Source organism: Fulvivirga maritima (assembly GCF_021389955.1).
Classification (GTDB): domain Bacteria; phylum Bacteroidota; class Bacteroidia; order Cytophagales; family Cyclobacteriaceae; genus Fulvivirga; species Fulvivirga maritima.
Window position 1 is genome coordinate 1,863,023 of record NZ_CP089980.1, and the last position, 25,977, is coordinate 1,888,999.

General features: G+C 38.2%; 19 protein-coding genes. 12 read left to right on the top strand and 7 right to left on the bottom strand.

Translation table 11 applies throughout. The features are described from left to right. Positions 1-12 precede the first annotated feature (12 nt). Positions 13-1,311, bottom strand: coding sequence for a cyclic nucleotide-gated ion channel (locus LVD15_RS07915; RefSeq protein WP_233779761.1), 1,299 nt, complete (start codon positions 1,309-1,311; stop codon positions 13-15). A 116-nt stretch (positions 1,312-1,427) separates the two neighbouring features. Beyond that, on the bottom strand, positions 1,428-1,691 hold the full coding sequence (locus LVD15_RS07920; RefSeq protein WP_233779762.1) for a hypothetical protein: 264 nt from the start codon (positions 1,689-1,691) through the stop codon (positions 1,428-1,430). Between the two features lie 145 nt (positions 1,692-1,836). Here LVD15_RS07920 and LVD15_RS07925 point away from each other — a divergent pair, with 145 nt between their 5' ends. Next, entirely contained in the window at positions 1,837-3,129 is a 1,293-nt protein-coding gene (locus LVD15_RS07925) for an OmpA family protein (protein WP_233779763.1), read from the top strand. A 27-nt stretch (positions 3,130-3,156) separates the two neighbouring features. On the opposite strand, the gene LVD15_RS07930 is transcribed toward LVD15_RS07925, so the two are convergent. Further along, positions 3,157-3,603: an LEA/WHy family protein gene (locus LVD15_RS07930; protein WP_233779764.1), complete on the bottom strand. Its 447-nt coding sequence runs from the start codon at positions 3,601-3,603 to the stop codon at positions 3,157-3,159. Positions 3,604-3,735: 132 nt separating this feature from the next. Here LVD15_RS07930 and LVD15_RS07935 point away from each other — a divergent pair, with 132 nt between their 5' ends. Together LVD15_RS07935 and LVD15_RS07940 are read left to right on the top strand one after the other, a co-directional pair. Continuing rightward, entirely contained in the window at positions 3,736-4,368 is a 633-nt protein-coding gene (locus LVD15_RS07935; RefSeq protein ID WP_233779765.1) for a 2OG-Fe(II) oxygenase, read from the top strand. Between the two features lie 71 nt (positions 4,369-4,439). After that, positions 4,440-5,552, top strand: a complete 1,113-nt coding sequence (locus LVD15_RS07940; protein ID WP_233779766.1) for a tetratricopeptide repeat protein — start codon at positions 4,440-4,442, stop codon at positions 5,550-5,552. Between the two features lie 81 nt (positions 5,553-5,633). Here the strand turns inward: LVD15_RS07940 and LVD15_RS07945 are convergent, their stop codons facing one another. Further along, positions 5,634-8,348, bottom strand: a complete 2,715-nt coding sequence (locus LVD15_RS07945) for a TonB-dependent receptor (RefSeq protein ID WP_233779767.1) — start codon at positions 8,346-8,348, stop codon at positions 5,634-5,636. 303 nt (positions 8,349-8,651) lie between these two features. After that, entirely contained in the window at positions 8,652-10,388 is a 1,737-nt protein-coding gene (locus tag LVD15_RS07950; protein WP_233779768.1) for a GAF domain-containing protein, read from the bottom strand. 194 nt (positions 10,389-10,582) lie between these two features. On the opposite strand from LVD15_RS07950, the gene LVD15_RS07955 reads away from it, so the two are divergent. Beyond that, positions 10,583-13,915, top strand: a complete 3,333-nt coding sequence (locus LVD15_RS07955) for an amidohydrolase family protein (protein ID WP_233779769.1) — start codon at positions 10,583-10,585, stop codon at positions 13,913-13,915. A 393-nt stretch (positions 13,916-14,308) separates the two neighbouring features. Here the strand turns inward: LVD15_RS07955 and LVD15_RS07960 are convergent, their stop codons facing one another. After that, entirely contained in the window at positions 14,309-15,397 is a 1,089-nt protein-coding gene (locus LVD15_RS07960) for a DUF695 domain-containing protein (RefSeq protein WP_233779770.1), read from the bottom strand. 31 nt (positions 15,398-15,428) lie between these two features. Continuing rightward, positions 15,429-16,034 (bottom strand): hypothetical protein, encoded by a 606-nt coding sequence (locus LVD15_RS07965; RefSeq protein WP_233779771.1) that lies wholly within the window; start codon positions 16,032-16,034, stop codon positions 15,429-15,431. A gap of 160 nt (positions 16,035-16,194) precedes the next feature. On the opposite strand from LVD15_RS07965, the gene LVD15_RS07970 reads away from it, so the two are divergent. From LVD15_RS07970 to LVD15_RS08005, 8 genes are all read left to right on the top strand, one after another. Then, a complete protein-coding gene (locus LVD15_RS07970; protein ID WP_233779772.1) occupies positions 16,195-16,677 on the top strand; it encodes a hypothetical protein in 483 nt (160 codons plus the stop codon). An 88-nt stretch (positions 16,678-16,765) separates the two neighbouring features. After that, the gene (locus LVD15_RS07975) at positions 16,766-18,760 is read left to right on the top strand and encodes a CHU_0125 family OmpA-like outer membrane integrity protein (protein ID WP_233779773.1); all 1,995 of its coding nucleotides are present in this window, start codon (positions 16,766-16,768) and stop codon (positions 18,758-18,760) included. A 225-nt stretch (positions 18,761-18,985) separates the two neighbouring features. Next, complete coding sequence (locus tag LVD15_RS07980; protein WP_233779774.1) at positions 18,986-20,149, top strand: AIR synthase related protein; 1,164 nt, start codon at positions 18,986-18,988, stop codon at positions 20,147-20,149. 217 nt (positions 20,150-20,366) lie between these two features. Beyond that, on the top strand, positions 20,367-22,271 hold the full coding sequence (locus LVD15_RS07985; protein ID WP_233779775.1) for a M1 family metallopeptidase: 1,905 nt from the start codon (positions 20,367-20,369) through the stop codon (positions 22,269-22,271). A gap of 4 nt (positions 22,272-22,275) precedes the next feature. Next, positions 22,276-22,773, top strand: a complete 498-nt coding sequence (gene tpx / locus LVD15_RS07990; RefSeq protein WP_233779776.1) for a thiol peroxidase — start codon at positions 22,276-22,278, stop codon at positions 22,771-22,773. 82 nt (positions 22,774-22,855) lie between these two features. Beyond that, the gene (locus tag LVD15_RS07995) at positions 22,856-23,317 is read left to right on the top strand and encodes a GbsR/MarR family transcriptional regulator (RefSeq protein ID WP_233779777.1); all 462 of its coding nucleotides are present in this window, start codon (positions 22,856-22,858) and stop codon (positions 23,315-23,317) included. 157 nt (positions 23,318-23,474) lie between these two features. Continuing rightward, on the top strand, positions 23,475-24,791 hold the full coding sequence (locus tag LVD15_RS08000; RefSeq protein ID WP_233779778.1) for a TolC family protein: 1,317 nt from the start codon (positions 23,475-23,477) through the stop codon (positions 24,789-24,791). Then, positions 24,772-25,971, top strand: coding sequence for an efflux RND transporter periplasmic adaptor subunit (locus LVD15_RS08005; RefSeq protein ID WP_233779779.1), 1,200 nt, complete (start codon positions 24,772-24,774; stop codon positions 25,969-25,971). The genes LVD15_RS08000 and LVD15_RS08005 overlap by 20 nt, the downstream gene beginning before the upstream one ends. The last annotated feature ends 6 nt before the right edge of the window (positions 25,972-25,977 follow it).

The following is a 25,977-nucleotide window of genomic DNA, read 5'->3' on the forward strand; positions in this document are numbered from 1 at the left end:
AGAAGGAGCATTTTATACTTCCTTTTTAGCGTTGTGAATATTCTCTAAATGGCGCTTTTCTGCTTCTTGTTTTATAGTGGTTGCTATTTCCGGGAATTTCAAAATCACTTCTTCAAATGAATTCCGATCCAGTTTATATAGGTCACAGTAGTCTTTCGCTATTATGGTGGCCGTTCTACGTTTTTCTTCAAACAAAGCTATTTCACCCAGAAAAGCTCCTGGCTTGAAGGTACTGTATTCTACGGTTCGCTCTCGGTTTACAGCAGTGAGCTCACCACTAAGCACGAAATACATGCCATCACCGCGGTCGCCTTCTTCAAAAAGCACTTGGTCAGGGGTAAGCACTACGGAAGAGAGGTGCATGGCTATTTCTGTTATAAAAGCTTCATTAGCATCTTTAAACAAGTATATTTTTTCTATAGCTCCTCGTTTTAACTGCAGTGAGAGTTCTCTTTGTAGGTTTCTTGGCAAACCAGCCAAAAAAGAAGATTCATCATAACCCATTCTTTTTCGCCACTGGTAGGTGTAAAAGTAGTGTATCTCGCGCTGTAATTTTTTGCTAATACTTCTATACCTCACTAATGCGGATAGCCTGTCCATATTTTCAAAATACCTGACTGTAGCGGGATCCTTTCTGGTAAGGAAGCCGGCAATATTACCTATGATATAACCAAACACGCCAACACCCATAATCTGTAAGCAAATAGCATATATATACTGGGCATTAGTATTAGGCGTAATATCTCCATAACCCACAGTGGTAAGGGTGGTGCTGACCCAATAAAGTGCTTTCAGGTAATTGCCGAAAATGTCTTCAGTGTATTCTACACCTCTAAGTGCGAGCCACCCGCAAGTGAGCCAATGCGTACCCAGAATAAACCAATAGAAGAAGAAAATAATAGTGAGGGCATTGCCATGTTTTACTTCTCTGGCTCTGAAGTAACGCATAAGCGAACCGATTTTCACCAGTTTAAGAACTCTAAATAATCTGAGAGGTATGTTTGAAATAAAGAGGCCATAGGGAAATGCTAAAAATACATCTAGTATGATCCACCCGTGGAGGTAGTTTTTAGCTACGGTGTCTCCGGTGAAAAGAAAATCTTCTTGAATATAGCGGAGCTGAAAATAGCTGATGGGTATATCCAGAATAAATATGACGTTGGCTATCCAGTACCAAAGCATATAATTCATATCATCCTGAATATAAAAAACCATGTCCAGCGGTTTTAGTATAGCCAGAATGGCTGCTCCTACTGCCAGGATCAAATTCCAGATGATAAAGAAGATATTAGCGTCGATATTTTTAGGCATAGTAGCTATAAAGATAGTAAAAAGGCCTAATGTTTTTGCGCGTAGTTGTTCTCCTAAAGGAACTACCCAGTAATTCTTAATATAACGACGCTGTAATCAGGGTTGATTATTTAAGCTTATATAAATAAATCATAATAATAAGCCACACCGAGCGCGATAATGGCAAAAATAGCGGCAAAAATCACTACGCTATTCTTACTTGAACTTTCACTAACCTCATATTCGTGCTCAGGTATTTCTTTATCCATTAGATCTATCAGGCTTTTGGCTTCTGTCAGTTTTAACTTGAATCTGCTTCTTAAATACTTAATGGCGTCTATTTTTCTTCTTTTAACAAGGAGAGATCTAACATGCTCCTTGTGCTCATCTGTTAATTGCATGCTTTAAGGTATGACTTTTATTGAATTCAAAACTATTTTACGGGTATAAAGCAGGAATATTAGACGTATTTTGTTTATCTTTTAGTTCCTTTCCTTTTGCTATAGGTGGTTTCAGGCATTATTCAGTAAAATTTGAACATCTACCATGCGTACCTGCATCAATATAATCGGTACTTATTTTACAGCATGCTTATTAGCATGTATGCCTTTTGTAGCTATCAGTCAGATACAAATTGATACCACTTCCAGCCCTTCGGAATTAGTTAACGAGGTGCTACTAGGGCAAGGTGTGGTGATTGGCAATGTTACTTTTAAAGGTAAGAAACATGCTATTGGGCAATATACAGAGCCTGAAGGGCAAATGGGTTTAAAAAATGGTATTGTACTCACTTCTGGTAATGCATTTTATGTAATAGGGCCTAATAAGAATCCTCGTGCTGGTTGGGCTAGTGATGCTCCAGGAGATCCGGAATTAGATGACATAGCAAGAGGTAAGACTTATGATGCTTCTACTCTGGAGTTTGATTTTGTTACCCAATCAGAGAATCTTTATTTCGAATATATTTTTGCTTCAGAAGAGTATCTGGAATATGTAGGCTCTAAGTTTAATGATGTTTTTGCTTTCTTTATTAACGGGCCTGGCATGGAGCATACCAATATTGCTATGTTGCCAGATGGAGTCACTCCTATAACTGTAAATACGGTGAATAATGAAATGAACGCTGAATATTATGTGGATAATGCATATATCAATACTACAGATCCATTTATCTGGGATGTTAGAAACCGAAAGGTAATAGAAAACAAAGACTACCTGCAGCCAGAAGTGCCCCCTAATTATGATACTCAGTTCGATGGTTTTACTACGGTCCTCACTGCTCGCTGCAGGGTTATTCCCAATGAAATTTACCATATAAAAATGTCTATTGCAGATGTGGGTGATGGCATATTGGATTCCGGTGTTTTTCTTAAAGCCGGCTCTTTTAGGAGTGAAGGGGAAATGCTGGTTACTATAGACAAAATGATGGATCAACCCAGGCAACTTACCCGTAAGCAAGCCCTGCTGGATGAGGTGAAAGTAATGCCAAAAGATATTCCTAATAATATAATAATAGGCAATATAGAATTTGAGTTTGATAAAGCAGAAATACCTGTGCAAGCAAAAACAGTATTAACCAAAGTGATTAATGAATATATGAATCACCCCAAAGCTAAAATTTTGCTTAACGGCCATACGGATAACTTTGGATGTGAAGATTATAACATTAAGCTTTCTATGAAAAGGACTAATGCTGTGGCTTCGGCGCTAATGGGTTTGGGTATTCCTGAAAGCAGGTTGGTGCTGGATTATTATGGAGAAGAAAGGCCAATAGCTACTAATGATACTGAAAGTGGGCGAGCCAGAAATAGAAGAGTAGAGCTCATAGTTTCCTTTTAAAACAGTATAAGCTCATAGTTAAGATTATTATATTCTTACCTCATCATCATAATCTATCGGTACTCGTATAGGTAAACCATGGTAAGTTAACTTTATATGGCCAGTGTAATGCACCTTTACTTTTTTACCACCCAAAATACTGATAATGCTATTGAGAAAGCCGACTTCGCCCATATCAAAAGTGGCATCTAAAGGGATTTTAAAATCAGACATGGCAGGTATTTTAGTTTTTAATGACTGATTGATTTCTCCTATTTTCTTACCCTCTACCATTACATCTACATTAATTTTTTTGAGCGTCATTCTCACTTTGTTGGGGTTGTAAAAATAGGCATCAGCATTTAGATAGGCCGTTTTTCCCATGACCTTGGTCACTTCTATATTAGTGATTTGCTTAAACTCAGGTGGCTCGCTGGGGCCAGAGCAGCTCATGATAATAAGTGAAAACAGGGCTATTAAGGTTATTCGTGTCATGGTTGGTAAGACGATTCTAAACATTTTATGTTACTAATAATTTTTAAATATGACCTTTCATAATTATTAAAACTATAATCATACCAAATTAATTTTAAACAATAAGCTACATTTGTCTGAAGTTGATAACAGATGATTATTAAGGATAATTCGCTAGAGTACATAGCGGATCAGTTGGCTAGCCAGGACTATGCCATTACTGAACAATTTTTGACTCTCGAAGAAGTGAGAGCCATTAGAGAGGTCTTTGAATACCACCGGGAGGAAGACAACTTTAAAAGAGCGGGCATAGGCAAGCAGGAAGATTTTACGCTTGACAAACAGATCAGAGGAGACTACATCAAATGGATAGATCCTGGAAACACGTTTCCGGCCGTGAAGGTGTTTTTAGATAAGATAAATGCGCTTAAAGATTACCTCAACATGACCTGTTATTTGGGCTTGCGAGATTATGAGACTCATTTTGCTATTTATCCTCCAGGTTCATTTTACAAAAGGCATTTGGATCAGTTTCAAGGAGATGGTGCCAGAAGAATTACCTTTATATGTTATCTTAATGAAGGCTGGCAACCGGGTGATGGTGGCGAGTTAAGAATGTACTTTAAAGATAGGGAAGAAGATTTGCATCCTACCGCAGGCAAGCTGGTGTGTTTTAGAAGTGAAATGTTAGAGCATGAAGTACTGGTGGCCAATAAACATCGTTACAGCCTTACGGGCTGGATGCTGAACCATCCTGTAGGTCTAGGGTTTATAAAACAGCCATAACCAGCCAAAGAAGGTTTATTTTGAAAAAAATGGTTATATATTTGAAAAGACTACAACCTAAAACGTTAGCTATGAGAATAACATTATTCATATCCATATTTCTAATTCCGCTCTTAACGATGGGCCAGGCAGGCAAGTCGTTTTATGATCAGGGAGTGAAGAGCATGGAGCAAAACGAATTTAAAAAGGCCATTGATGAATTTACCAAGGCTATAAAAGCTGAGCCGTCATATAAAGAGCCGTATACTCAAAGAGGTGAAGCTAAAAATGAGCTGGGAGATTTTTATGGTGCTATCAGTGATTTCACCTTGGCGCTAGAAATAGACTCCACTTATGCAGAGGCACTTAATCAGCGAGGTAATGCTAAATATAATCTGGGGGATGATGAAGGTGCTATTGAAGACTATACTAAAGCAATAAAGCATGATGCAAAACTTGCAGATGCTTATAGTAATAGGGCTTTTGCCAAATATAACCTGGAAGATCTGGAAGGTGCCTTTTTCGATTTTTCTAAAGCTATAGAGCTAGACCCTAAAGATGCTGATAAGTACTTTAACAGGGCAGTGGTAAAAGCAGAGTTAGAAGAGTATTTGGGAGCAATTGAAGATTACAATAAGTCAATAGAGCTAGACCCTTCTGATGCAGATGTGTATAGTTACCGTGGAGTAGCTAAGTATAATATTGATAAAGTGGAGGAAGCGATGAAGGATTATAATAAAGCCATTGAAATGGATGCTAATGATCCTGTAAAATATGAAAACAGAGCTTTGGCCAAAAGTGCAACAGAAGATTACAAAGGGGCTTTGGCAGATTATAACAAATCGATAGAGCTGTTTAGTGAAGACCCTGACACATATAACCTGAGAGGCGTGGTAAAATATAACCTTGATGATCATGAAGGAGCTATAGCAGATTATGATCAGGCCATTACCCTTGATCCTTATAACGCAGTTTATTATGATAACCGAGCACTTTCTAAAACTGCTCTAGAGAATTACAGCGGTGCTATTCAGGATTATTCTTATTCAATAGAGCTGTACCCTACAGATCCTGAAACTTTTCATCAGAGAGGGTTGGCTAAAATTAATAAGGGAGATAATTATGATGGCTGTATGGATTTAAATACTGCGGTAGAGCTTGGTTCTGATGAAGCCAAAGCATCGATAAAAGAATTTTGTAAATAACCTGTTTAATTTATTCTTTACAAAAAAGAGGCTGCTCATATGAGTCAGCCTCTTTTTATGCAACTGTATTTGTGGACTAAATTAAATTTCTTTGAAATCATCCATAGAAGCACCTTTGCTAAAATGGCGTAGGTTATAGGTGAAAGTAAGCATGAAATACCTCTGTAGTGCATTTGACTGACTATCTTCTATGTAAATTTCCGTTACATTTCTGCCTACATTATTATTCTGATCTAGCAAGTCATACACGTTAACACTAAGCTCGCCTAAGTGATCCTTTAAGAATTTCTTACCAAAGCTCATATTTAAAATGGTGTAGCTGTTATCATAACCAGCGGCAAGGCCAGTGTTGAGTCTATGGTTTACATCTGCTCTGTATACAAACTCATCACCAAAGATCCAGCTGTAACGAACGTGCGTAGACTGGTTGTAATACTCATTATCCATAGCCGGACGTGAAGAGTTACTTACTATATGATAATTGCCTCTGGTAGAAATGTTAAAATCGATTCTTTCACTAATATTACTGCTCAAAGATAAGCCTAGCATCAGGTTGGTATTATTAGTAAGGTTGGTTTGGTCATTAATAACACCAGGTCTTCTATTATAATTAACCATGCCTCTCAGATCGATGTTAGATTTAATGCCTTCCCAAGGCATGCCATAATGAACATAAGTTCTGAAATTATAATATCCGTCAGTGTTTTCTGGCCTTATTAGCTGCGATCCTTCTTCCAGCACTATGCCTTCGGCTACTTCGGTGGCTTCATCGGCAATGGTGGTGGCATTAGTAATATAACCATCCACAAAATTAGATTCTATAGAAGCGTACATAGAGTTGCCTTCTGCAGAGTGTGCTCTATAGCGAGCTCTTACCCAGTTAGTATATGCCTGCTCTAATCCTGGGTTTCCTGTTCTTAACTGCAGTGAATTAGAGTTATCAATTACCGCTTGTAACTGGCCGATTGAAGGAGCGTCAGTCCAGGTTCTGTATTCAAATTCTAATTTTTTCTCATCTGTAATCTCATAATCTAATCTCACTGAAGGTAGTATGCTGTTAAAATCACGAGAGATATCATAGGCAGAAGGAAACTCTTGATTATTATCTAACTGAGCGAGCTGATACTTAGCCTGGAGCTGCATTCTCCATTTATTCTTTTTGTATTGATACCCCAATTCGGCTTTGTGAGTAATATAATAGCTGTCAAAAGCATTACTCAGAGCGGTATCTAGCACGCTCGAACCTTCTTCATTATTATAAGTAAGTTTATCTGAGCTATTATCTTGATTGTAGATTTCATATTCCGCCTTTAGCATACTGGCTTTGCCAATGGGCTCTGTGTATGCAGCACTTGCTCGCCAGGATATGGCATCTCGTTCTCTGATACTGTTCTGATCAAGAATTTCTACGCTATCAGCACGGCTATAATAGTTGTTCACAGCATAGCGTTGAGATTTGTCTTCATTAGTATGATAACCAATGTTATTGCTCAGCGTAATACTTCTGCCTTTTTTACCGAATTGATGACTCCAGAACAGGTTGTTTTCAAAGTCATAATCAGAATTTTCAGAAGTATTAGTGTTATTGGTTGCATTTAATTGGCCATTGTTAGTATTGGTTTCTCCTTCAAAGGAGTCATTGTTTTCATCGTTTCTTAATGAAATGCGAGGTCTCCAAATGATTTTGTTGTTATCATTCATTTCATACTCCAGCTTAGCCCAGGCATGGTGGTCCATGTTGATACGATTGCTAGTGCTATTTTCGTCATACACTTGTCCGGAGTCTGAAGGCAATACATAAGTTCTTTGTAATGAGCGGCGGCCCTCGTTTTCTCTACGGCTGAAATAATAACCACCAGTCAGCTCTACTTTGTCCCAGCTGTCACCGTAGTTAATACCGGCATTGTTGGTAATGATCATACCGTTTTGTGTACGGCTTTCTCCCTGGCTGTTGGGGTCAGCAGAGTAATTCACCATGTTAATGTTATTGCTTAGCGCCGTTATAGTTATTCTCTGATCATTATCGAAAAGGTTAACACTTGCAGCTGCCTGGTAGCGATCATCAGTACCATAGCCAGCCGTTCCTTTTCCGAATTGGCCTTTTCTTTTATCTGGCTTGGTTATAATGTTGATAGTTTTCACTTGTTCGCCATCATCAAAGCCACTGAGTTCGGCTTTATCACTTTTTTTATCATATACCTGAATGGCCGCTATAACCTCAGAGGGCAGGTTTTGGAGTGCTGCTTCCACATCACCTTCAAAAAAGGGCTTACCATCAACCAGTATTTTTTGTACTGCCTCGCCCTGGGCCTGTATTTGGCCATCTACCACGGCTATTCCTGGCATTTTAGAAACGAGATCCTGAGCACTGGCGTCACGGGTGGTTTTAAAGGCGCCGGCGCTGAACTCGGTAGTATCTCCTTTTTGCGTGCTTACCGGTGCTTTAGCTGTTATTTCAATAGCATCGAGTGTAGTAGTTTCTTCTTCCATTTCTACTACGCCCAGGTTCATGTTTTTATTGACATTAAGTACGCGGACTACCTTTTTATAACCTATGAAGTTAATCTCTAATACATATTTGCCTTTTTTTACCTTAGGCACATTAAAGATTCCTTCCAGGCTAGTAGTTACTCCATAGGCCGATGTAGAATCAGGTAAAGTTTTTAAAATAACAGTAGCTCCGGGAAAGGAAGCATTGTTGGCCACATCTCTGACTCGCCCGGAAAGGCTATATTCCTGGGCATAAGCAGAAGTGACGATTAAAAATGAAGCCAAAACTATAATAATTGATCTCATAAGTAATTTCGTTCAATAGCGTTTTAAAAAAATTATGGTGGTAATTAAAGAATGCACCTGTTAAAATTTTCCTAAGAAAGTTTAGACAGATTGGTAGATTTCAATCTAATCAACAAAAATTCTATATGAAGTTGTAGTCTTTTTATATAAATGGTAAAAGTATTTGGTATGATAAATCGATTCAGCAAGCAAAAAATCAATTATTTTAACGATTCGAGTACAGCGGATTCTTTTTTAAAAAGGAGATAGGCTTTATTCCTCTTTTTCTAAGAGGCCATACTTGGAAATGTGCTACAATTTTGGCTAGTGGTGATAAGCGGCAAGCTTGTCATTAAGCTTTTGTGAGGTGCTTTTAGCGGTATTCTCATTCATCTGTTTGTTCATGATGATGTTGGCTATGCTTTCAGAAAGGTTTTCTACAAATTGTATTTCATAGTCTTTTAACTTTCTGAGCGCAGCCAGCTCTACTGCGCCTATTACTATATCTCTGGCTACCAAAGGCACTATGAGTAGGCTGCTCGGGGTGCATTCTCCCAGGCCTGAGGTAATGGTAGTGTAGCCTTGGGGCAGATCAGTAATATATACTGATTCTTTTTCTATTACACACTGACCAACCAAGCCAGCACCCTGGTCTATTTTCTGATTGACATACTTCTTTTTATTGTAAGCATAAGTGGCTATTCTGTGGAGTTCATCTTCATTAATAATGTATAGCGCACCTTGATTGACGTCCATATAGTTTACGATCTGACTTATAATATCATCTCCCAGAATTTCTAAAGTGGCCGAATGGTTTTTTAAAATTCCGTTAACTCTGGCCATGCCTTCATTATTCCAATTGGTGATAAACTGCTCCTGATCTGCTTCTTGCAGTTTTTGCTGTAGAGCCACTATTGATTTTGCCAATACATCTTTATCATACTGCTCGTCATATTTAATGGAAAAATTGCCGGCCCCAAGATTTCGGGCAAAGTCCACAGCCACTTTAATACGTTCTACTAATTGGTTAAGAGCGGTTTTAGTTTCAGCTAATTCATCAGAAGAATTTACTTTAAGCCTATCAGGAAATTTACCTTTTGCTAAGCTCACCATGGCATCTTTAATTTGGGTGATTGATTTGGTGAAAACACTGCTATAAATGTACCCTAGCAGCATCCCTATAAATATTTGAATGCCGAAAAGCCCGATGATAATGTAGATTGTCTTATCTATCATGGCCTCATTGGTTTTCTTTACATGGTTTGTTAAGCTTATTAATTGCGATGAAATTTCTGAAGCCATAAGATTCAAATCTCCTAAAGTGCCACTATCAGCTGATAGGCCTATTTTCTCTTCCACTTTTACTATTTCATTAAATCTCTTTTTATACTCACCTATTAGTGAAAGCACTTGAGTTTTTCCAGGTTGGTCTTCAGTTTGAGCTACTTCTTGCCTAAAGGTATCTACTGCTTTATTAAACTTGTTTAAATACTTCAGGTCTTTGCGAAGAAAGAAATCTTTTTCATGCCTTCTTAGCATAAGCATTTGTACTTTATCATAGGGGAAATCAGCCGCTTCTACTTTGTGAATAGCCTCTCTAAGCTGTCCTTCCAAACCATAATCTTCAAAACCTCTTTGCTGATACAGTGTAACTAGCTCCTGAAATTTATTATCGAACTCATTAAGGTGTGAGGTAATGGAGCCCAACTTCTCTATAAAATCCGTATCGTTATAATCATCATTGCTTTCTATTACGCTTAATACCTGAAGTATAGAATCCATTTGATTTCGATAGCCCACAGTAAGTTCGCTGCCACCGGTGGTTAAGAAATCCTCATTTTTATAGCCCTTACTGGCAAATTCCTGTAAATAGATGTTGGCCTGAGACATTCTGAGATTAGCCATATCCAGTTTTTCGCCTAAGTTTCTCAGTTTGAGAATGGAGTAATTCCCATTAATGGCGACCAAAACCAGAATTACAGATAGAAGTAAGATAGACCCGAAAGCAATCATCAGCTTAAACCGGATCCTGAGGTTAAGAAAGAATTGTGTGAAGCTCATGGTATAGACGGTTAGAAGCGATAAAATTAGCTGCTGCAACTGTCATAGACTGAGAATTTTGATTAAGGAATTATTAAAAAAATATGAATAGTTATAGAGCTTAAATATCTATTTGTTGTAACTACCACTCATATAATTATTCATAGTTAGAAACCTTCTAATAACTATTTTAGAAAAAAATAATCTATCAATTTATGAAGTTACTGTTAAGTGTAATGATGTGTGCGGTCTCGCTGGCTACCTATGCTCAGCAAGATAGTGTGGCTGTAGCAGATACTATTTCACGAAAAGAGACCAAGAAGGAACTGCCTTTGACTGCAGAGAGAAAAATAAGCCTCCAAACCGATGAAGGCTCATGGTTAAGTCTGGATGTAAGTCCTGACGGAAAAACTATTGCCTTTGATATGCTGGGAGATATCTATTTGCTCCCAATAAGTGGAGGTAAAGCCGAGCAATTAACCTCAGGTTTAGCATTTGATACTCACCCCAGGTTTAGCCCTGATGGTAAGAAAATTCTTTTCGTTTCTGACAGAAGTGGAGGTGAAAACCTGTGGACAATAGATCTGGATAGCAAGGATACTAAACTGATCACTAAAGGAAACACTAATACTTATCAGTCAGCAGACTGGGCGCCAGATGGAAAATATATAGTGGCTTCACAAGGAAAACGTAATTTGAAACTTCATATCTATCATATAGATGGTGGCTCAGGGGTTTCAATAATTGATAAACCCGAAAAGTTAAAAACCATAGAGCCCACTTTTAGCCCTGATGGCCGCTATATTTGGTACTCGAAGCGAGAAAATGCCTGGCAGTATAATGCCAGTTTACCTCAATATCAGTTAGCCCTTTATGACAGGGAATCTGGTGATTCGCAAACGGTAACTTCCAGGTATGGATCTGCCTTTGCGCCTACCTTATCGCTAAATGGCCAATGGCTGGTGTATGGCACTCGTTATAATGATGAAACAGGCCTTATAGCAAGAGATCTGAAAACCGGAGATGAAAAATGGCTGGCCTACCCGGTACAAAGAGATGAGCAGGAATCTATTGCGCCTTTGGGTGTGCTGCCTGCTATGTCATTTACGCCTGATAGTAAAAATCTAATAGCTTCTTATGGCGGTAAAATATACAGCATACCTATGGCTGGTGGTGCTGCTACTAATATACCTTTTGAAGTAGATACTGAAATAGAACTAGGGCCCAGGCTTAAGTTTAACTACCCTATTTCTGATGATAAGTTAATGACCGTAAATCAGATCAGAGATGTAGCCCCTAGTCCTGACGGATCTAAAATAGCTTTTACTGCTCTGAACAGGCTGTACGTTATGGACCTGCCTAATGGATCACCGAAGCGGCTTACTGATTTTGATATGACAGAGGCGATGCCTACCTGGAGTCCTGATGGATCAGAAATAGCTTTTGTAACCTGGAGTGATGACGCTGGCGGAGCCATTTATAAAGTAAATGTAAAGGGACGCTCAAAAGTAGTGAAACTTACTAATGAGCCGGGAGCGTATACTGAGCCTGCCTGGAGTTTTGCAGGAGATAAGATTGTGTACATGAAAGGCTCAAGACAGGATTTTCTTAATAGCACTGGGCCTATTAGCTTCCATATGCATGATGAAATACGTTGGGTGCCCGCTAAAGGAGGTGCTTCTCATTTTATAGATAAATCTAAGGGAAGAGGAAATCCTCACTTTGTTAAGGCTAACGATCGTATTTATTTGTACGGCCGTGGTGGTCTTGTTTCTATCCGTTGGGATGGTACTGATGAGAAGAAACTGGTTAAAATTACAGGTATTACTCCTTATGGCTTTGTAAGAGATAAGTATGATTCTCACGGGCTGTTATCACCGGAGGCCAATGAAGCTCCTGCTAAGCCATCTAATGCCGATTTAGTACTCATGGCACCAGAAGGAGATCAGGCATTAGCCATGATCAATAATGAAATTTATACCGTAACGGTGCCTCAGATAGGGTCCGATGTAGTGAAAATAGCTGTTGCTAATCCTTCTAATGCGGCTTTTCCTTCTAAAAAACTAACCGAAATTGGCGGGCAATTTCCTAGCTGGAGCAGAGATGCAAAAAAGGTGAACTGGGCTATAGGGAATGCATTCTTTTCTTATGACCTGTTGGAGGCGAAAGCTAAAGAGGAAGAGTTAGAAAATAATAAGGAAAAAGAAGAAAAGGATGATGATAAGAAGGAAGATAAATACAAACCTGCAGAGCTTAGAGTAAAAGTAGAGGTAAATAGAGATATCCCTTCTGGCAAAGTGCTGCTCCAAAATGCTCGACTTATTACTATGAAAGGTGATGAGGTAATTGAAAAAGGAGATGTTTATATAGAGAACAATAGAATAGTAAAAGTAGGGGCGGCCGGTTCTATCAGTGTAGATGGAGGCGTAACCAAGCTTGATCTTAGTGGCAAAACTATTATTCCTGGTTTTGTAGATACTCACGCGCACTTAAGACCTGCCTGGGGGCTAGAAAAGAATGAGGCCTGGCCTTATGCGGCCAATCTTGCTTACGGAGTTACTACTACCAGAGATCCGCAGACAGGAACTACCGATGTGCTTACCTATGGTGATATGGTAGACGCTGGTACCATGATTGGCCCACGTATTTATTCTACCGGACCAGGAGTGGGCTTTTGGGCGTATAATATTCAGGATCTTGATCATGCCAGAAATGTATTGAAGCAGTATTCTGAGTACTATCATACCAAAACCATAAAAATGTACATTACAGGTAACAGGCAGCAGCGCCAATGGATAATAATGGCAGCTAAAGAGCAGGAGCTGATGCCTACTACAGAAGGAGCTCTTGATTTTAAAATGAACCTTACACAAATATTAGATGGATATCCTGGACATGAGCATAGCTTCCCTATCTATCCGCTGTATAAAGATGTGCTTACTTTGGTTAGTGAATCAAAAACAGCTTATACACCTACACTTTTGGTTTCTTATGGTGGCCCTTGGGCAGAAAACTATTACTATGAAACAGAAAATGTGCAGGGAGATGAAAAGCTTAACTTTTTTACTCCTAAGTCAGAGCTGGACGCCAAGAGCAGAAGGAGAAATGCAGGATGGTTTATGAAAGAAGAATATGTGTTTGATGATCATGCCAAATTTGTAAATAAACTAGTGGAGGCTGATGGTCTTGCCGGTATTGGCTCTCATGGTCAGTTGCAAGGCCTGGGCTACCATTGGGAGCTATGGTCAGTGCAGTCAGGAGGACTTTCTGAACACAATACTTTGAAGGTGGCTACCATCCTTGGAGCTACAGCGCTTGGTTTAGAAAATGACCTGGGCTCCATAGAAGAAGGTAAATTGGCTGATTTAGTGATTTTGGATGAAAACCCATTAGACGATATTAGAAATAGTAATACCGTAGATATGATAATGAAAAATGGCCGCTTATATAATGGTGATAACCTGAATGAGGTATACCCTAATAAGCATGAAAATACATTTCATTGGTTTCAACCCAAGCCGGTTAATGTGCCGGGTATAGGAAAATAGTCAATTCAAGGTTGTACCATAAGTAATTTTAAGTCAGGTTGAGGCTCTTGAAATCTTCATTATTTTGAATAGAAGACAATTTAAGAGCCTCAGCTTTACTCTTTAGGCATAGCCCGAGCCAATTATATTGAGACGGAAGCCTTGAAGGGCTTTTTACCTGCTCTCTAAAATCCTGGGCATCTCGATACGCAACATTTGTTTTCAATATTATTTCACCTCACGATGGTACAGCAAGATGAAGCCACAGCCGAGTGACACTGAACCGTGTCGAATTTTTTAGCAGATGTCAAACTAAATAAGAAGGCTAAATTTCCATAAAGCCGTTCAAAGCTTCGAGTGAAATCTGACATATACTAATCTAATTGCTACTTTACAGATGGTCCCTTTTGGATTTTATGATACACTGAAGTGATCAAAAGTTTGCCAGTATTTATCTTTATAGATCTCATAGGCCACTTTTAGTTCAGGAATGTTTTCTTTTAACAAGTTATCTAGCACCTTGGCAGGTTTTCTAAAATCTTCACAAGCAAAATAAATCTGACGCCCACCATTGGCCGTTTCTCTCCCGATGTTTAAATAACCTTCATAATCCTTCAATACGCTCATGATGTTATCTTCTACTTTATCTAGCAAAGTATAGGTGTCTTTATCAGGAAATCCATTACTGTCAGGTGTAAATTCAATCACAATATTTGTTATCCATGGGTGTGAGGCTTTGGCGTCCCACTGGAGCAAGTCCATATTTACGGCAGCCACCCAGGGTAAGCCATTTTCTAATGAGCCTTCCAGCACAGAGTAATGATCGCCTTCCGTATTATGTCGACTACCTCTATATTTTTCTACAAATTCCTTTTCTCTCCAAACCAAGTAGCTTTTTAACTTTTGAAAAGGGATCAGTTCTTTAGTAGCTTCTTCAGGAGTGATCAGGGAGATGTGGTCCATCAGAGTAGCTGTATTTAGCTCTCCTAGATAATTATCTATAGACAGGAAAACCCCTTGACTAATTAAGTCATAGTTTTCTTCAGTCAGGTCTTTGTGTGTTACATATATGTCTATAAGATCAGGCTTATCAGGGTGCTCTTCCGGGTAAAAGCTCAGCGTATTTTCATCAAAAGTATAATCATCTACTTTTACTGACAAAGGCTCTTCATTAGAGGGTTTCAAAGCTGTTATTTTCCAATTAGGAATACTAGGAGCTGCTGCCACCAGTTCTTCTACAAAAACAATATTTTTAACAAAACCATCAGCAGTGAGTATCAATTCGGCCTGGTCATTATTTTGCATGCCCACTAACAGCCATATGCCATCATGCACCTGATTGAGCTTTGGTGTGAGCTTGTCAAATACTTTTGATTCTATGTCTCCGCCTTGTTTTATAATCTCATAAAATGATTTTTCCTCTTTCTTAAACCACTCCCAAAATTTTTGGTAGGGATCTATTGTATTGCCTTTATTATTAAATAGTGACTTAAATAACTTCATGTACAAATTTTTTTTTCAAACCTCAGTAGCATCAATGGTATACTATTAGATAGTTATACTCATCATAGGCCTTCCATCTTTCTTTTACCAGCTCTCCGTTTTTATTATAATCTTTTTCGATAGTTTCAATCAGCTTATCATTAGCATAGGCTTGTTGTTTATAACCGTTTTTGAAATAACTGAAAATTATCTTCTCGCCCAAAGCATAATCAGGTGATTCAGCGTAATAAGCTTCTCCCTGTTCATCATATTTTTCATAATAGGCTTTATAATGATAAGCTGCTACGGGCCTGTTCTGTTTATCAAAAGTAATATCGTATTTGTTCCAGGCACTGACACCTCCTACTTCACAAACTAGAGAATCGAAGCTTTCATAAGGATTTTGCCTGAGGGCTGCTGCTATTATAGATTCATCAATAAAATCACTTCTTATTGGTAATGACCAGTAAAACTGCCCTGTTTCACTAATCAGAGAATCTCCCATATAAATTCTGGTAGCTATTATCGTGCTGTCGTTTTCTTGCTTGTTATACTTATATATGGTTACACGTTTATCTTCATGTGCCTGCGGCTGGTTGCTTATAAATGTAATAGCAACAGACACAAGTAATATTATATGCGCGAGTATGTAGTTCATTATCCGATCATCATAAAAATCTGAAAATTAAAAAGAATGGCTGAAGTTATTGTTATATTCCAGATATAATAGCCGTTGCGTTTTCAGAATGCTCTTATGTAATAAAATACGAAGAACTTAATAATTACGCTTTTGGTTTTTATTCTATAAATTTGTTTTTATGCTAGTATCATTCGAAGAATTATCAGAAAATGCCCGGGTTTGGATATACCAGGCAGACAAGGAATTAAGCTCAGAAGAAACTGAAGCTGTGGAGAATAAAGCTAAGGCTTTTTGTGAAGAATGGGCTGCTCATGGGGCTCCTATGAAGTGTTCTGCAAAAATATTTCACAATCGCTTTCTAGTATTAGCGGCTGATGAAGATTATACTAAGGCCAGCGGCTGCTCTATAGATAGCTCAGTGCATATGGTGCAGGAGCTGGAACAGCAATTTGGCATTAGCCTTTTTGATAGAACTAAGGTAGCTTTCTTACTTAATGATGAGATTTATGTTGAATCATTAAATAAATTAAAAGAAAGCGTACAAGAAGGTGTGATAGGAAAGGAAACTATTACTTTCAATAATACGGTGAGTAATAAAAAGGAATTAGAGTCAGCTTGGAAGGTTCCTGCAGAATCTACCTGGATGAGCCGTTATTTCTAATTTACCCCATATCTGTCATAAAATAAACGTTATATCGTTATACGATTAAAGTCAATTAATTATAACTTTAGTCAAAGTTGCAATTTAAATGAGTGCTAATACTAAACTACTTTCCCTATTACTCACCTTTGTTATAGTTTCTTGTAGCCTGGAGAAAAAAGCCAACAAAGCTTTTAGTAATGGAGAGTTCGAGTCTACCATCGAAATCTATAACCGTGCTCTGGAAAAGGATCCTTCCGACCCAATGGCTAACTTCTTTGTGGCAGATAGCTACAGGCAGTCTAACAGGCTAGATGAAGCCGAACCTTATTATAAAAAAGCGCTGGACAGAGGAATTGATAATGATTCTATCAGATTGTTTTATGCTTTTGCGCTTAAGGCCAATGGAAAATATGAAGAAGCCAGAGAGCAGGTAGATAAGCATTTAGAAAGTGTAATAGAAGAGAAATACAGAACCCGAGGAGAAGAGGAAATTAGCAATCTAAATAGTATTGATGAAATTCGCCGCAGTGAAAACTTTTTCAGAGTAAAAAACCTGGAAGAGATCAATACTGATCAGGCTGATTTTGCTCCTGTTTATAATGATGGGGAACTTTATTTTAGCAGCTCAAGGGCTGATAATAAAATATACAAAGCCACAGGTACCCCTTTCAGTAATATATTTAAAGTAAAAACCAAAGGGGCAAATATAGATACAACTACTATTGAAGGCTTAGGAGATTTAATTAATAGTTATGCCATTAACGAAGCCTGTGTTACGTTCAGCCCGGATGGTAAAACTATGGTTTTCGCCAGAGGTAATTCAGGTAAAAATAAAGGTACTGCGGAAGTTAACCTCTACATTACAAGTAATAGAAATGGCACATGGACTGAACCACGAATGTTAACCATTAATGACCCAAATTCATGGGATAGTACGCCAGCTTTTAGTCGTGACGGAAAAACGCTTTATTTTGCCAGCCGAAGGCCAGGAGGGTATGGCGGAATAGATCTATATTCAGCAAGAAGAAATTCAAGAGGTCGGTTTTATAGAGTAACTAATCTTGGGCCGAGCATTAATACAGCAGGAGACGAAATGTTCCCTGTTATTTCGGATGAAGGTTATATGTATTTCGCTAGTGATGGCCATGCAGGTTTTGGTGGACTGGATCTATTTGTTGCCAAAAGGCAAAACGGAAAAACTACCATAGAAAATCTGGGAGAGCCTATGAACACTACAGCAGATGATTTTGGCCTGTTTTTGTTTAGAGCGGATAGAGGCTTTTTTTCATCTAACAGAGAAGGCGGAAAAGGAGATGATGATATTTACACTTTTGTGAATGAAGACCCGGATCTGAAAATAGTGAACTACTACCTTACTGGTGTTACTATGACTCATGATGATGAAGATAAGCTTGTAGTGCTACCTGGCGTAACTGTTAGGTTGCTGGACAATGCCGGAGAAGAGCTTGATGAAACCGTAACTGATGGTGAAGGCAACTTTAATTTCAGAGTGTATGAACATGAAAGGTATAACCTGGTAGGAGAGAAGAAGGGAGGCACAGAACAATATCTTATTACTCGTCAGGAATTTTCTACCATTGGGCGTTCTGTAAATAGAGATACACTTACGCAGCTGGTGACCAATGTGAAGTTTGATACTTTAATGGTGCTGGAGAAGATAGAAAAGGACAAAATATTCGTGTTGGAGAATATTTACTATGATCTTGATAAGTCAGATATTAGAGAAGATGCTGCTCGCGAACTGGATAAGCTGGTAACTATTTTAAATGATAATCCTGAATTAGTTATTGAGCTGAGTTCACATACAGATGCTCGTCAAACAGATGAATATAACTTAAAACTATCTCAGCGTAGAGCTAAATCAGCGGTGGATTATCTGGTTTCACAAGGAATAGATTCCAAGCGATTAACAGCCAAAGGATATGGAGAGTCTAAATTACTCATACCTAACGCACAGACAGAAGAAGAGCATCAGGTAAACCGACGTACAGAATTTAAGATCTTAGAGCTCGGCAAGCCTAAGCAAAATGATGATGAGTTCTATGAAGATCGCTTCTTTGATGATGACGGAGATTTATAATTAATAGAAAATAGTAATAAGAAAAGGCTGCTTCAATCTCATATATTCCAGATTGAAGCAGCCTTCTTTACTTTATAAGGATTTTGATTAATTGTGGCCAAATCCTCATAAATTCATTCTGTGGAAGTGTTTCTGGGAATAGATATTAACATAATCACCTCTTTCAATTGATCTAGCTAACAGTTTTCTTATTTTTGTGATCTTTATTTTAACTGATTGGGTTCTATGAGCGACCGTTATGCACAAAGAGGGGTTTCTGCCTCTAAAGAAGATGTACACAATGCCATCAAAAACATTGATAAAGGGCTGTATCCAAAGGCTTTTTGTAAAATAGTAAAAGACTTTTTGGGTAATGATGATCAGTATTGCAACATTATGCATGCTGATGGTGCTGGCACTAAATCTTCTTTAGCCTATTTGTATTGGAAGGAAACAGGCGACATGTCCGTTTGGAAAGGTATCGCTCAGGATGCCATCATTATGAATATTGATGACCTTATTTGTGTAGGCGCCCTTGATAACATATTGCTTTCTTCTACTATTGGTAGAAATAAAAACCTTATACCAGGAGAAGTGATCGCCGCACTTATTAATGGTACGGAAGAGGTGCTCCAAATGCTGCGTGATAATGGTGTAGATATTATTAGCACTGGCGGAGAAACGGCTGACCTTGGAGATTTGGTGAGAACGGTAGTAGTAGATAGCACAGTTACGGCCAGAATCAAAAAGTCAGACGTAATTGATAATGCTAATATCCAGAGTGGAGATGTAATAGTGGGCTTGGCCTCATACGGGCAAACCACTTATGAAAGTGAGTATAACGGAGGTATGGGAAGTAACGGACTTACTTCTGCTCGCCATGATGTGTTTCATAAGAGCTATGCTGAGAAGTACCCAGAAAGCTACGATCCTGATGTGCCTAATGACTTGGTTTTTACAGGTAAATATAAACTTACTGATACTATTGCGGATGCTCCCATAGATATGGGTAAGCTTGTACTATCACCTACACGTACTTATGCGCCGGTAATGGCTCAGGTTTTTAAAGAATTGAGATCTGAGATTCATGGTATGGTGCACTGCAGCGGTGGAGCTCAAACCAAAGTTCTTCATTTTGTAGATAACGTTCATATCATTAAAGATAACCTGTTAGACATACCACCACTCTTCAGGGTGATACAAGAAGAAAGCGGCACTGATTGGAAGGAAATGTACAAAGTATTCAATATGGGCCACAGGCTTGAACTGTATGTTAATGAACAACATGCGCAATCCATTATTGATATAGCTAAGAGCTTTAACATTCCTGCTCAGGTAATCGGTAGGGTAGAGGCCGCTGATCAAAAGAAATTGACGATTAAAAGCAGTAAAGGAGAGTTTATTTATTAAGCTTCTATCTGTTGCAAATATCGACTATGTAGTTATTGTGGCTAACTTTCAACAGAGGTTAGCCATTTTATTTTTGCTGCTTTGATTTCGAAACCAAGTCTGTTTTCGAATGTTATCACATGGAATAGCTCGTCTATATAAAGCTTCTTTTATAAATGAAGTAAACCTCCTATCTTTATTTGTTTACCGGAATAACACAATTGAGAAAAATAATAATATGCCATTAAGATTAATATTCTTTGCATCTTTTCTGGCGGTAATGGCAGCATGTCAGCCACCAAAAGAAGAGACTAATAATAGCGAAAAACCAATGATAATAGAAGACCCACATTCATACGCCAAGCCTGAGGAATCAGTAGTTACACACCTGGATTGGCACGCAGAGGTGAATTTTGACAGTACTTATATAACAGGTAAAGCCTCACTAAGTATTGATAATGCAGAAAATGCCAAGCAGCTGGTGCTTGATATCAAAGATCTCGATATCAGCAAAGTCACTCTTGGTAAAGAAGAGGAGACGGTTGCAGAATTTAGTATTGGCGCCAGAGACTCTATAATGGGTAGTCCGTTAGAAATTAATATTACACCAGAAACCCGTACTGTCAATGTGTATTACACCACCTCTAAAGGAGCAGAGGCCTTACAGTGGTTATCTCCTGCACAGACCAGTGATAAAAAATACCCTTTCCTATTCACCCAGTCTGAGGCGATTTTGGCCAGAACCTGGATACCCATTCAGGATTCTCCAGGTATAAGGTTTTCTTATACCGCTGATGTAAAGGTGCCTTCTGAGTTATTAGCTCTCATGAGCGCTCGTAACCCTCAGGAAAAAAATGAAAAAGGCGAATATCATTTTAAAATGGAAACCCCAATACCAGCCTATTTATTGGCGCTGGCAGTTGGAGATCTTGAGTTTGCGGCCATAAGTGATAGAACCGGAGTATATGCTGAGCCTTCAGTTATAGATACTGCTGAGTATGAGTTTGCTGAGCTGGAAGACATGGTAGCTGCTGCCGAAGATCTATATGGTGAGTATAAATGGGGTCGTTATGATCTGCTAGTGCTGCCTTCAAGTTTTCCTTTTGGTGGTATGGAAAATCCCAGGCTTACCTTTGCTACTCCAACCATCTTAGCAGGTGATAGATCACTTACTTCTCTGGTTGCTCATGAGTTGGCACACAGCTGGTCTGGTAATCTGGTTACTAATGCTACCTGGAATGACTTTTGGCTAAACGAAGGCTTCACCGTTTATTTTGAACACCGTATTATGGAAAAATTATACGGTAGAGATTACAGCGAAATGTTGGCTTCTATCGCAGCTCAGGACCTGAAGGAGGAAATCAGTACTATGATTAACAAGGGTCATGAAAATGATACCAAACTAAAACTAGATCTTAAAGGTCGTAATCCAGATGATGGTGTTTCATCCATTGCTTATGACAAGGGATATCTCTTCCTAAGATATTTGGAAGAACATGCAGGAAGAGAAAAATTTGATGCTTTTATAAAAGGCTATTTTTCTAGAAATGCTTTTAAAGGAATGACTACTGATGAATTTATTGAACAGCTAGATGAGCATTTACTAACAGAAGGAAGAATTAACATCGGAAAAGTAAAAATTGATGAATGGATTTTTGAGCCTGGCTTGCCAGATGATGCTCCCATGCCTAAATCAGATAGGTTCGATCATGTTGATAATCAGGTGAAGAAGTTTATGAATGGTACTCCAGCAGGCAAACTTGATACCGCCAAATGGTCTTCTCATGAATGGCTTCATTTTGTGAGAACTATTCCTGATACTGTAAATATGGATCAGCTTAAAGAGTTAGATAGTGCCTTTGGTTTTACAACCACAGGTAATTCGGAAGTATTAGCTGCCTGGCTGGTACAGAGTATAAAACATGATTATGAACCAGCAGCTGAGCGAATGGAAGAATTCTTAATTCATACAGGGAGAAGGAAATTTTTAGAACCTATATATGGCGCCTTATTGAAGAAAGAAAATGGTAAAGAAAGGGCCTTAGAAATATATGCAAAGGCGAGACCTAATTATCATTTTGTGTCAACAAATACACTTGATAAGATGTTAGGTTGGAAAAATGAAACTACACTAAATCAATAAAGTTATGGCTACAATAACGCTTAAAGGAAACGAAATTAAGACAAGTGGAGAACTGCCTACGGTAGGTAGTGAAGCTCCAGCTTTTACACTTACTAAATCAGATTTATCTGAGGTGGCATTGGAAGAGTTCAAAGGGAAAAAGGTGATTTTGAATATTTTTCCGAGTATAGATACTTCTACATGTGCTACTTCTGTAAGAAAATTTAATGAAAAAGCTGCTGCTTTAGAAAATTCTGTAGTGCTGTGTATCTCTAAAGATTTACCTTTTGCTCAGCAGAGATTTTGTGGTGCTGAAGGGATAGAAAATGTGGTTACTTTATCAGATTTTCGTCATCCGGAATTTGCCACTAATTATGGCCTTAAGATAGAAACAGGGCCTTTATCCGGCTTAGATGCTCGCTCTGTAGTGGTGATAGATGAAAGCGGTAAAGTAACTTATACTGAGTTGGTTAAAGAGACCGCCGATGAGCCTGATTATGAGGCTGCTTTAGCGGCATTGTAAGCGCTCTGAAATAAAATATTTTGGTTCTGTTGTTGCAGAACTAAAAAAACTACTTACCTTTGCCTATCGAAAAGTAGAGAATATGTTAACGGATCGGCAAAAAGAATTAGTAGAAAAAGTAGGCTTAGTACACGAGCAGGAGGGTTTATCTCCCGCAGTTTCTCGTATACTAGGCCTGCTTTTGGTATCAGACCAAATTGAACTCACCTTTGATGAAATTAGAGAAACCCTTAACCTAAGCAAAAGTGCCACGAGCAACGCTCTTAATATTGCAATGAAAATAAATAGGGTAGAGTATATTACTAAACCTGGTGATCGAAAACGGTACTTCCGATCGAAGATTCATTTGTGGAGAGAGAACCTAATGGCAGATTATAGGAAGAAGGCTTGCTGGGCTGATATTCTTAAAGAAGTATGCAAATGCCGATGCTCCGAGACTAAAGAATTCAATCACGCATTAACCGATTTAGTAGATTTTGTAGAATACATGTCTCAGGAAATCCCCAGACTTTATAAATGTTGGGAACAAGATAAAACCAAATAATTTCTTTTCCGTTTTGGTTCTTTAATTACCGAACAAACTAGTTGTTTGAGAAGTAAGATTATAAACCCATGAAATAAGTCAAGAAACTACTCATTTTAAACGACTACTGTAACGCTAATTATTTTTTAAAACTCAAATCTTTATAATTAATTTTAACATGAGAATAATCTATTGCCTTGCTGCATTTATGATTTTATTTCATACTGCAAGGGGACAATCCGACGATATTGCGTCAGGTCAATCAATTACACTCAAACAGTGTATCGATTATGCCATGGAGCATCAGCCAGCTCTAAGGCAATCCTTAGTTGACCAGGAAATCGCACAAAAGGATATTGGTATCAGTCTTTCCGAATGGATGCCACAAATATCTTTAAACGCTAATGTACAGAAGAACATTGAAATTCAGACAAGTGTAATCAATGGCGAAGCTATACCTCTAGGGACTAATTATAACTCTACGCTAGGAGCTTCTGTAAACCAAGTGATTTTTAGTAATAGTGTTTTGCTGGCTGGTAAAACAGCTTCTGATTACAGGCTGCAGGCAGAGCAAAATACCACTGATACAAAAATTAATCTGGTAGTGAATGTTAGTAAAGCCTATTATATGGTTTTAACTTCTCAGCAGCAAATTGGAGTGTATGATCAAACCATTGAGCGATTAGAAAAGAACTTAAAAGATGCTACTAGTCAGTATAATGCTGGTGTAGCAGATAAGATAGATTACAAAAGAGCTCAAATTTCTTTGAACAATGCCATTGCCGAGCGAAAAGGAGCTTTAGAGAGCTACAAAGTTCAAAAGGCCATGTTGAAACAACTTATGGGTTATCCGTTGGATTCTGATATTTCTTTAGCTGATGATGTAGCTTCTATGGAAAATGAAGTAACAACAGATACACTACAGTCATTAAACTATACTTCAAGAATAGAGTATCAGTTATTACAAACCCAAATGCAGCTGGCTGAGGCTAATGTGAGCTATTATAAGCAAGGATACATACCTACTTTGTCGGCTTTCTTTAACTATAACTTCATGTATTTGAATAATGAGTTTTCTGAACTCTATAATAGAGACTTCCCTAATTCAGCTGTAGGGCTAACCCTTTCACTACCTATTTTTGAAGGTACAAGAAAGATTAGAAACATTCAGAAGTCTAAACTTCAGTTACAAAGGCTAGAAATTCAAGAAGAAGGCTTACAACAGCAGATTAACTCTGAGTATGTACAAGCATTAGGAACTTATAAGAGTAATCTTGAGCAACTACAAGCTTCTAAAGAGAATTATGAAATAGCTGAAGATGTGTATAACACAGTTAAGCTCCAGTATAGAGAGGGGATTAAAGCATATCTCGAAGTAATAGTGGCAGAATCTGACTTAAGAACGTCTCAGTTAAATTACTTAAATGCCTTGCTAAATGTGCTTTCCAGCAAGCTTGATGTAGAAAAAGCAGCTGGTGAAATCAACATATATTAAAAACATTAACAGACAAATAGAAAAGATCAAAATGAATAAATTCTTTAACCTTATAGCGGCAGCAAGCATTTTGGCTATCTCTTGTGGAAAACCAGAGCAGCAAGGTCAACAACAGAGAGCTGTTCCTGTAAAAACAGTGAAGACAACTAAGAGCCCTACCGTATTTTTTGATAAATACCCAGCAACAGTAGTAGCTCTTCAGAAAGTAGATATTAATAGTGAAGTAAGCGGATACCTAAGAGATATTTCTTTTAGCGAAGGGTCAATTGTTAAAAAAGGCCAAAAACTATATACTATAGATCAAAGCAAGTATTTATCAGCAAGAAATCAGGCTAAAGCCAATTTTATGAGTGCACAGGCTACTATGCAGCAGGCTCAAAAAGACGCTGATAGATATGAAGCACTGGGAGAGCAAGATGCGATAGCTAAGCAGCAGGTGGACAGGTCACTTACTGATCTTGAAAATGCAAAACAGCAGGTAGCAGCAGCTAAAGCCGCTTTAGAAACCGCTCAAACTAATCTTAATTATTCTACTATAGAAGCGCCTTTTACAGGTATGATTGGTATTTCTCAAGTACGTTTAGGCGCCTTTGTATCTGCAGGACAAACATTATTAAATACCATATCATCTTATGATCCTATGGGTGTTGATTTTGAGATTAATGAAACTGAGATTAGAAGATACTTAGATCTTGAAAAGTCGGAGACAATACTAAAAGATTCTATTATTTTTCTTACCCTGCCAGATAACTCTAAATATAAGTATCCTGGTAAAGTATATATAATTGATCGAGGAGTTAACTCTCAAACAGGTACCACTACTATAAGAATATCTTTTGCTAATCCTGATCAAGTGCTGAGAGATGGAATGAGTGCTGTGGTTCACGTTAAAAATCAGAGCTCAGGAAATAATATTATAATACCTCATAAAGCAGTAGTAGAGCAGATGGGAGAGTACTTTGTGTATACTGTAGAAGAAGGGAAAGCGAAGCAAATAAAGATTCAAACAGGAAAAACTATTGGTAGCGATATAGTAATCAATGACGGACTAAAAGAGGGTCAGGAAATTATTGTAGAAGGAATTCAAAGTTTGAGACAAGGTATGCCTGTACAAACCGGTAATGCTCAGCAAGCTGGAAAAGCACCTTCTCAAAAACCAGCAAAAGAGACTGCTAAGTAAAAATTT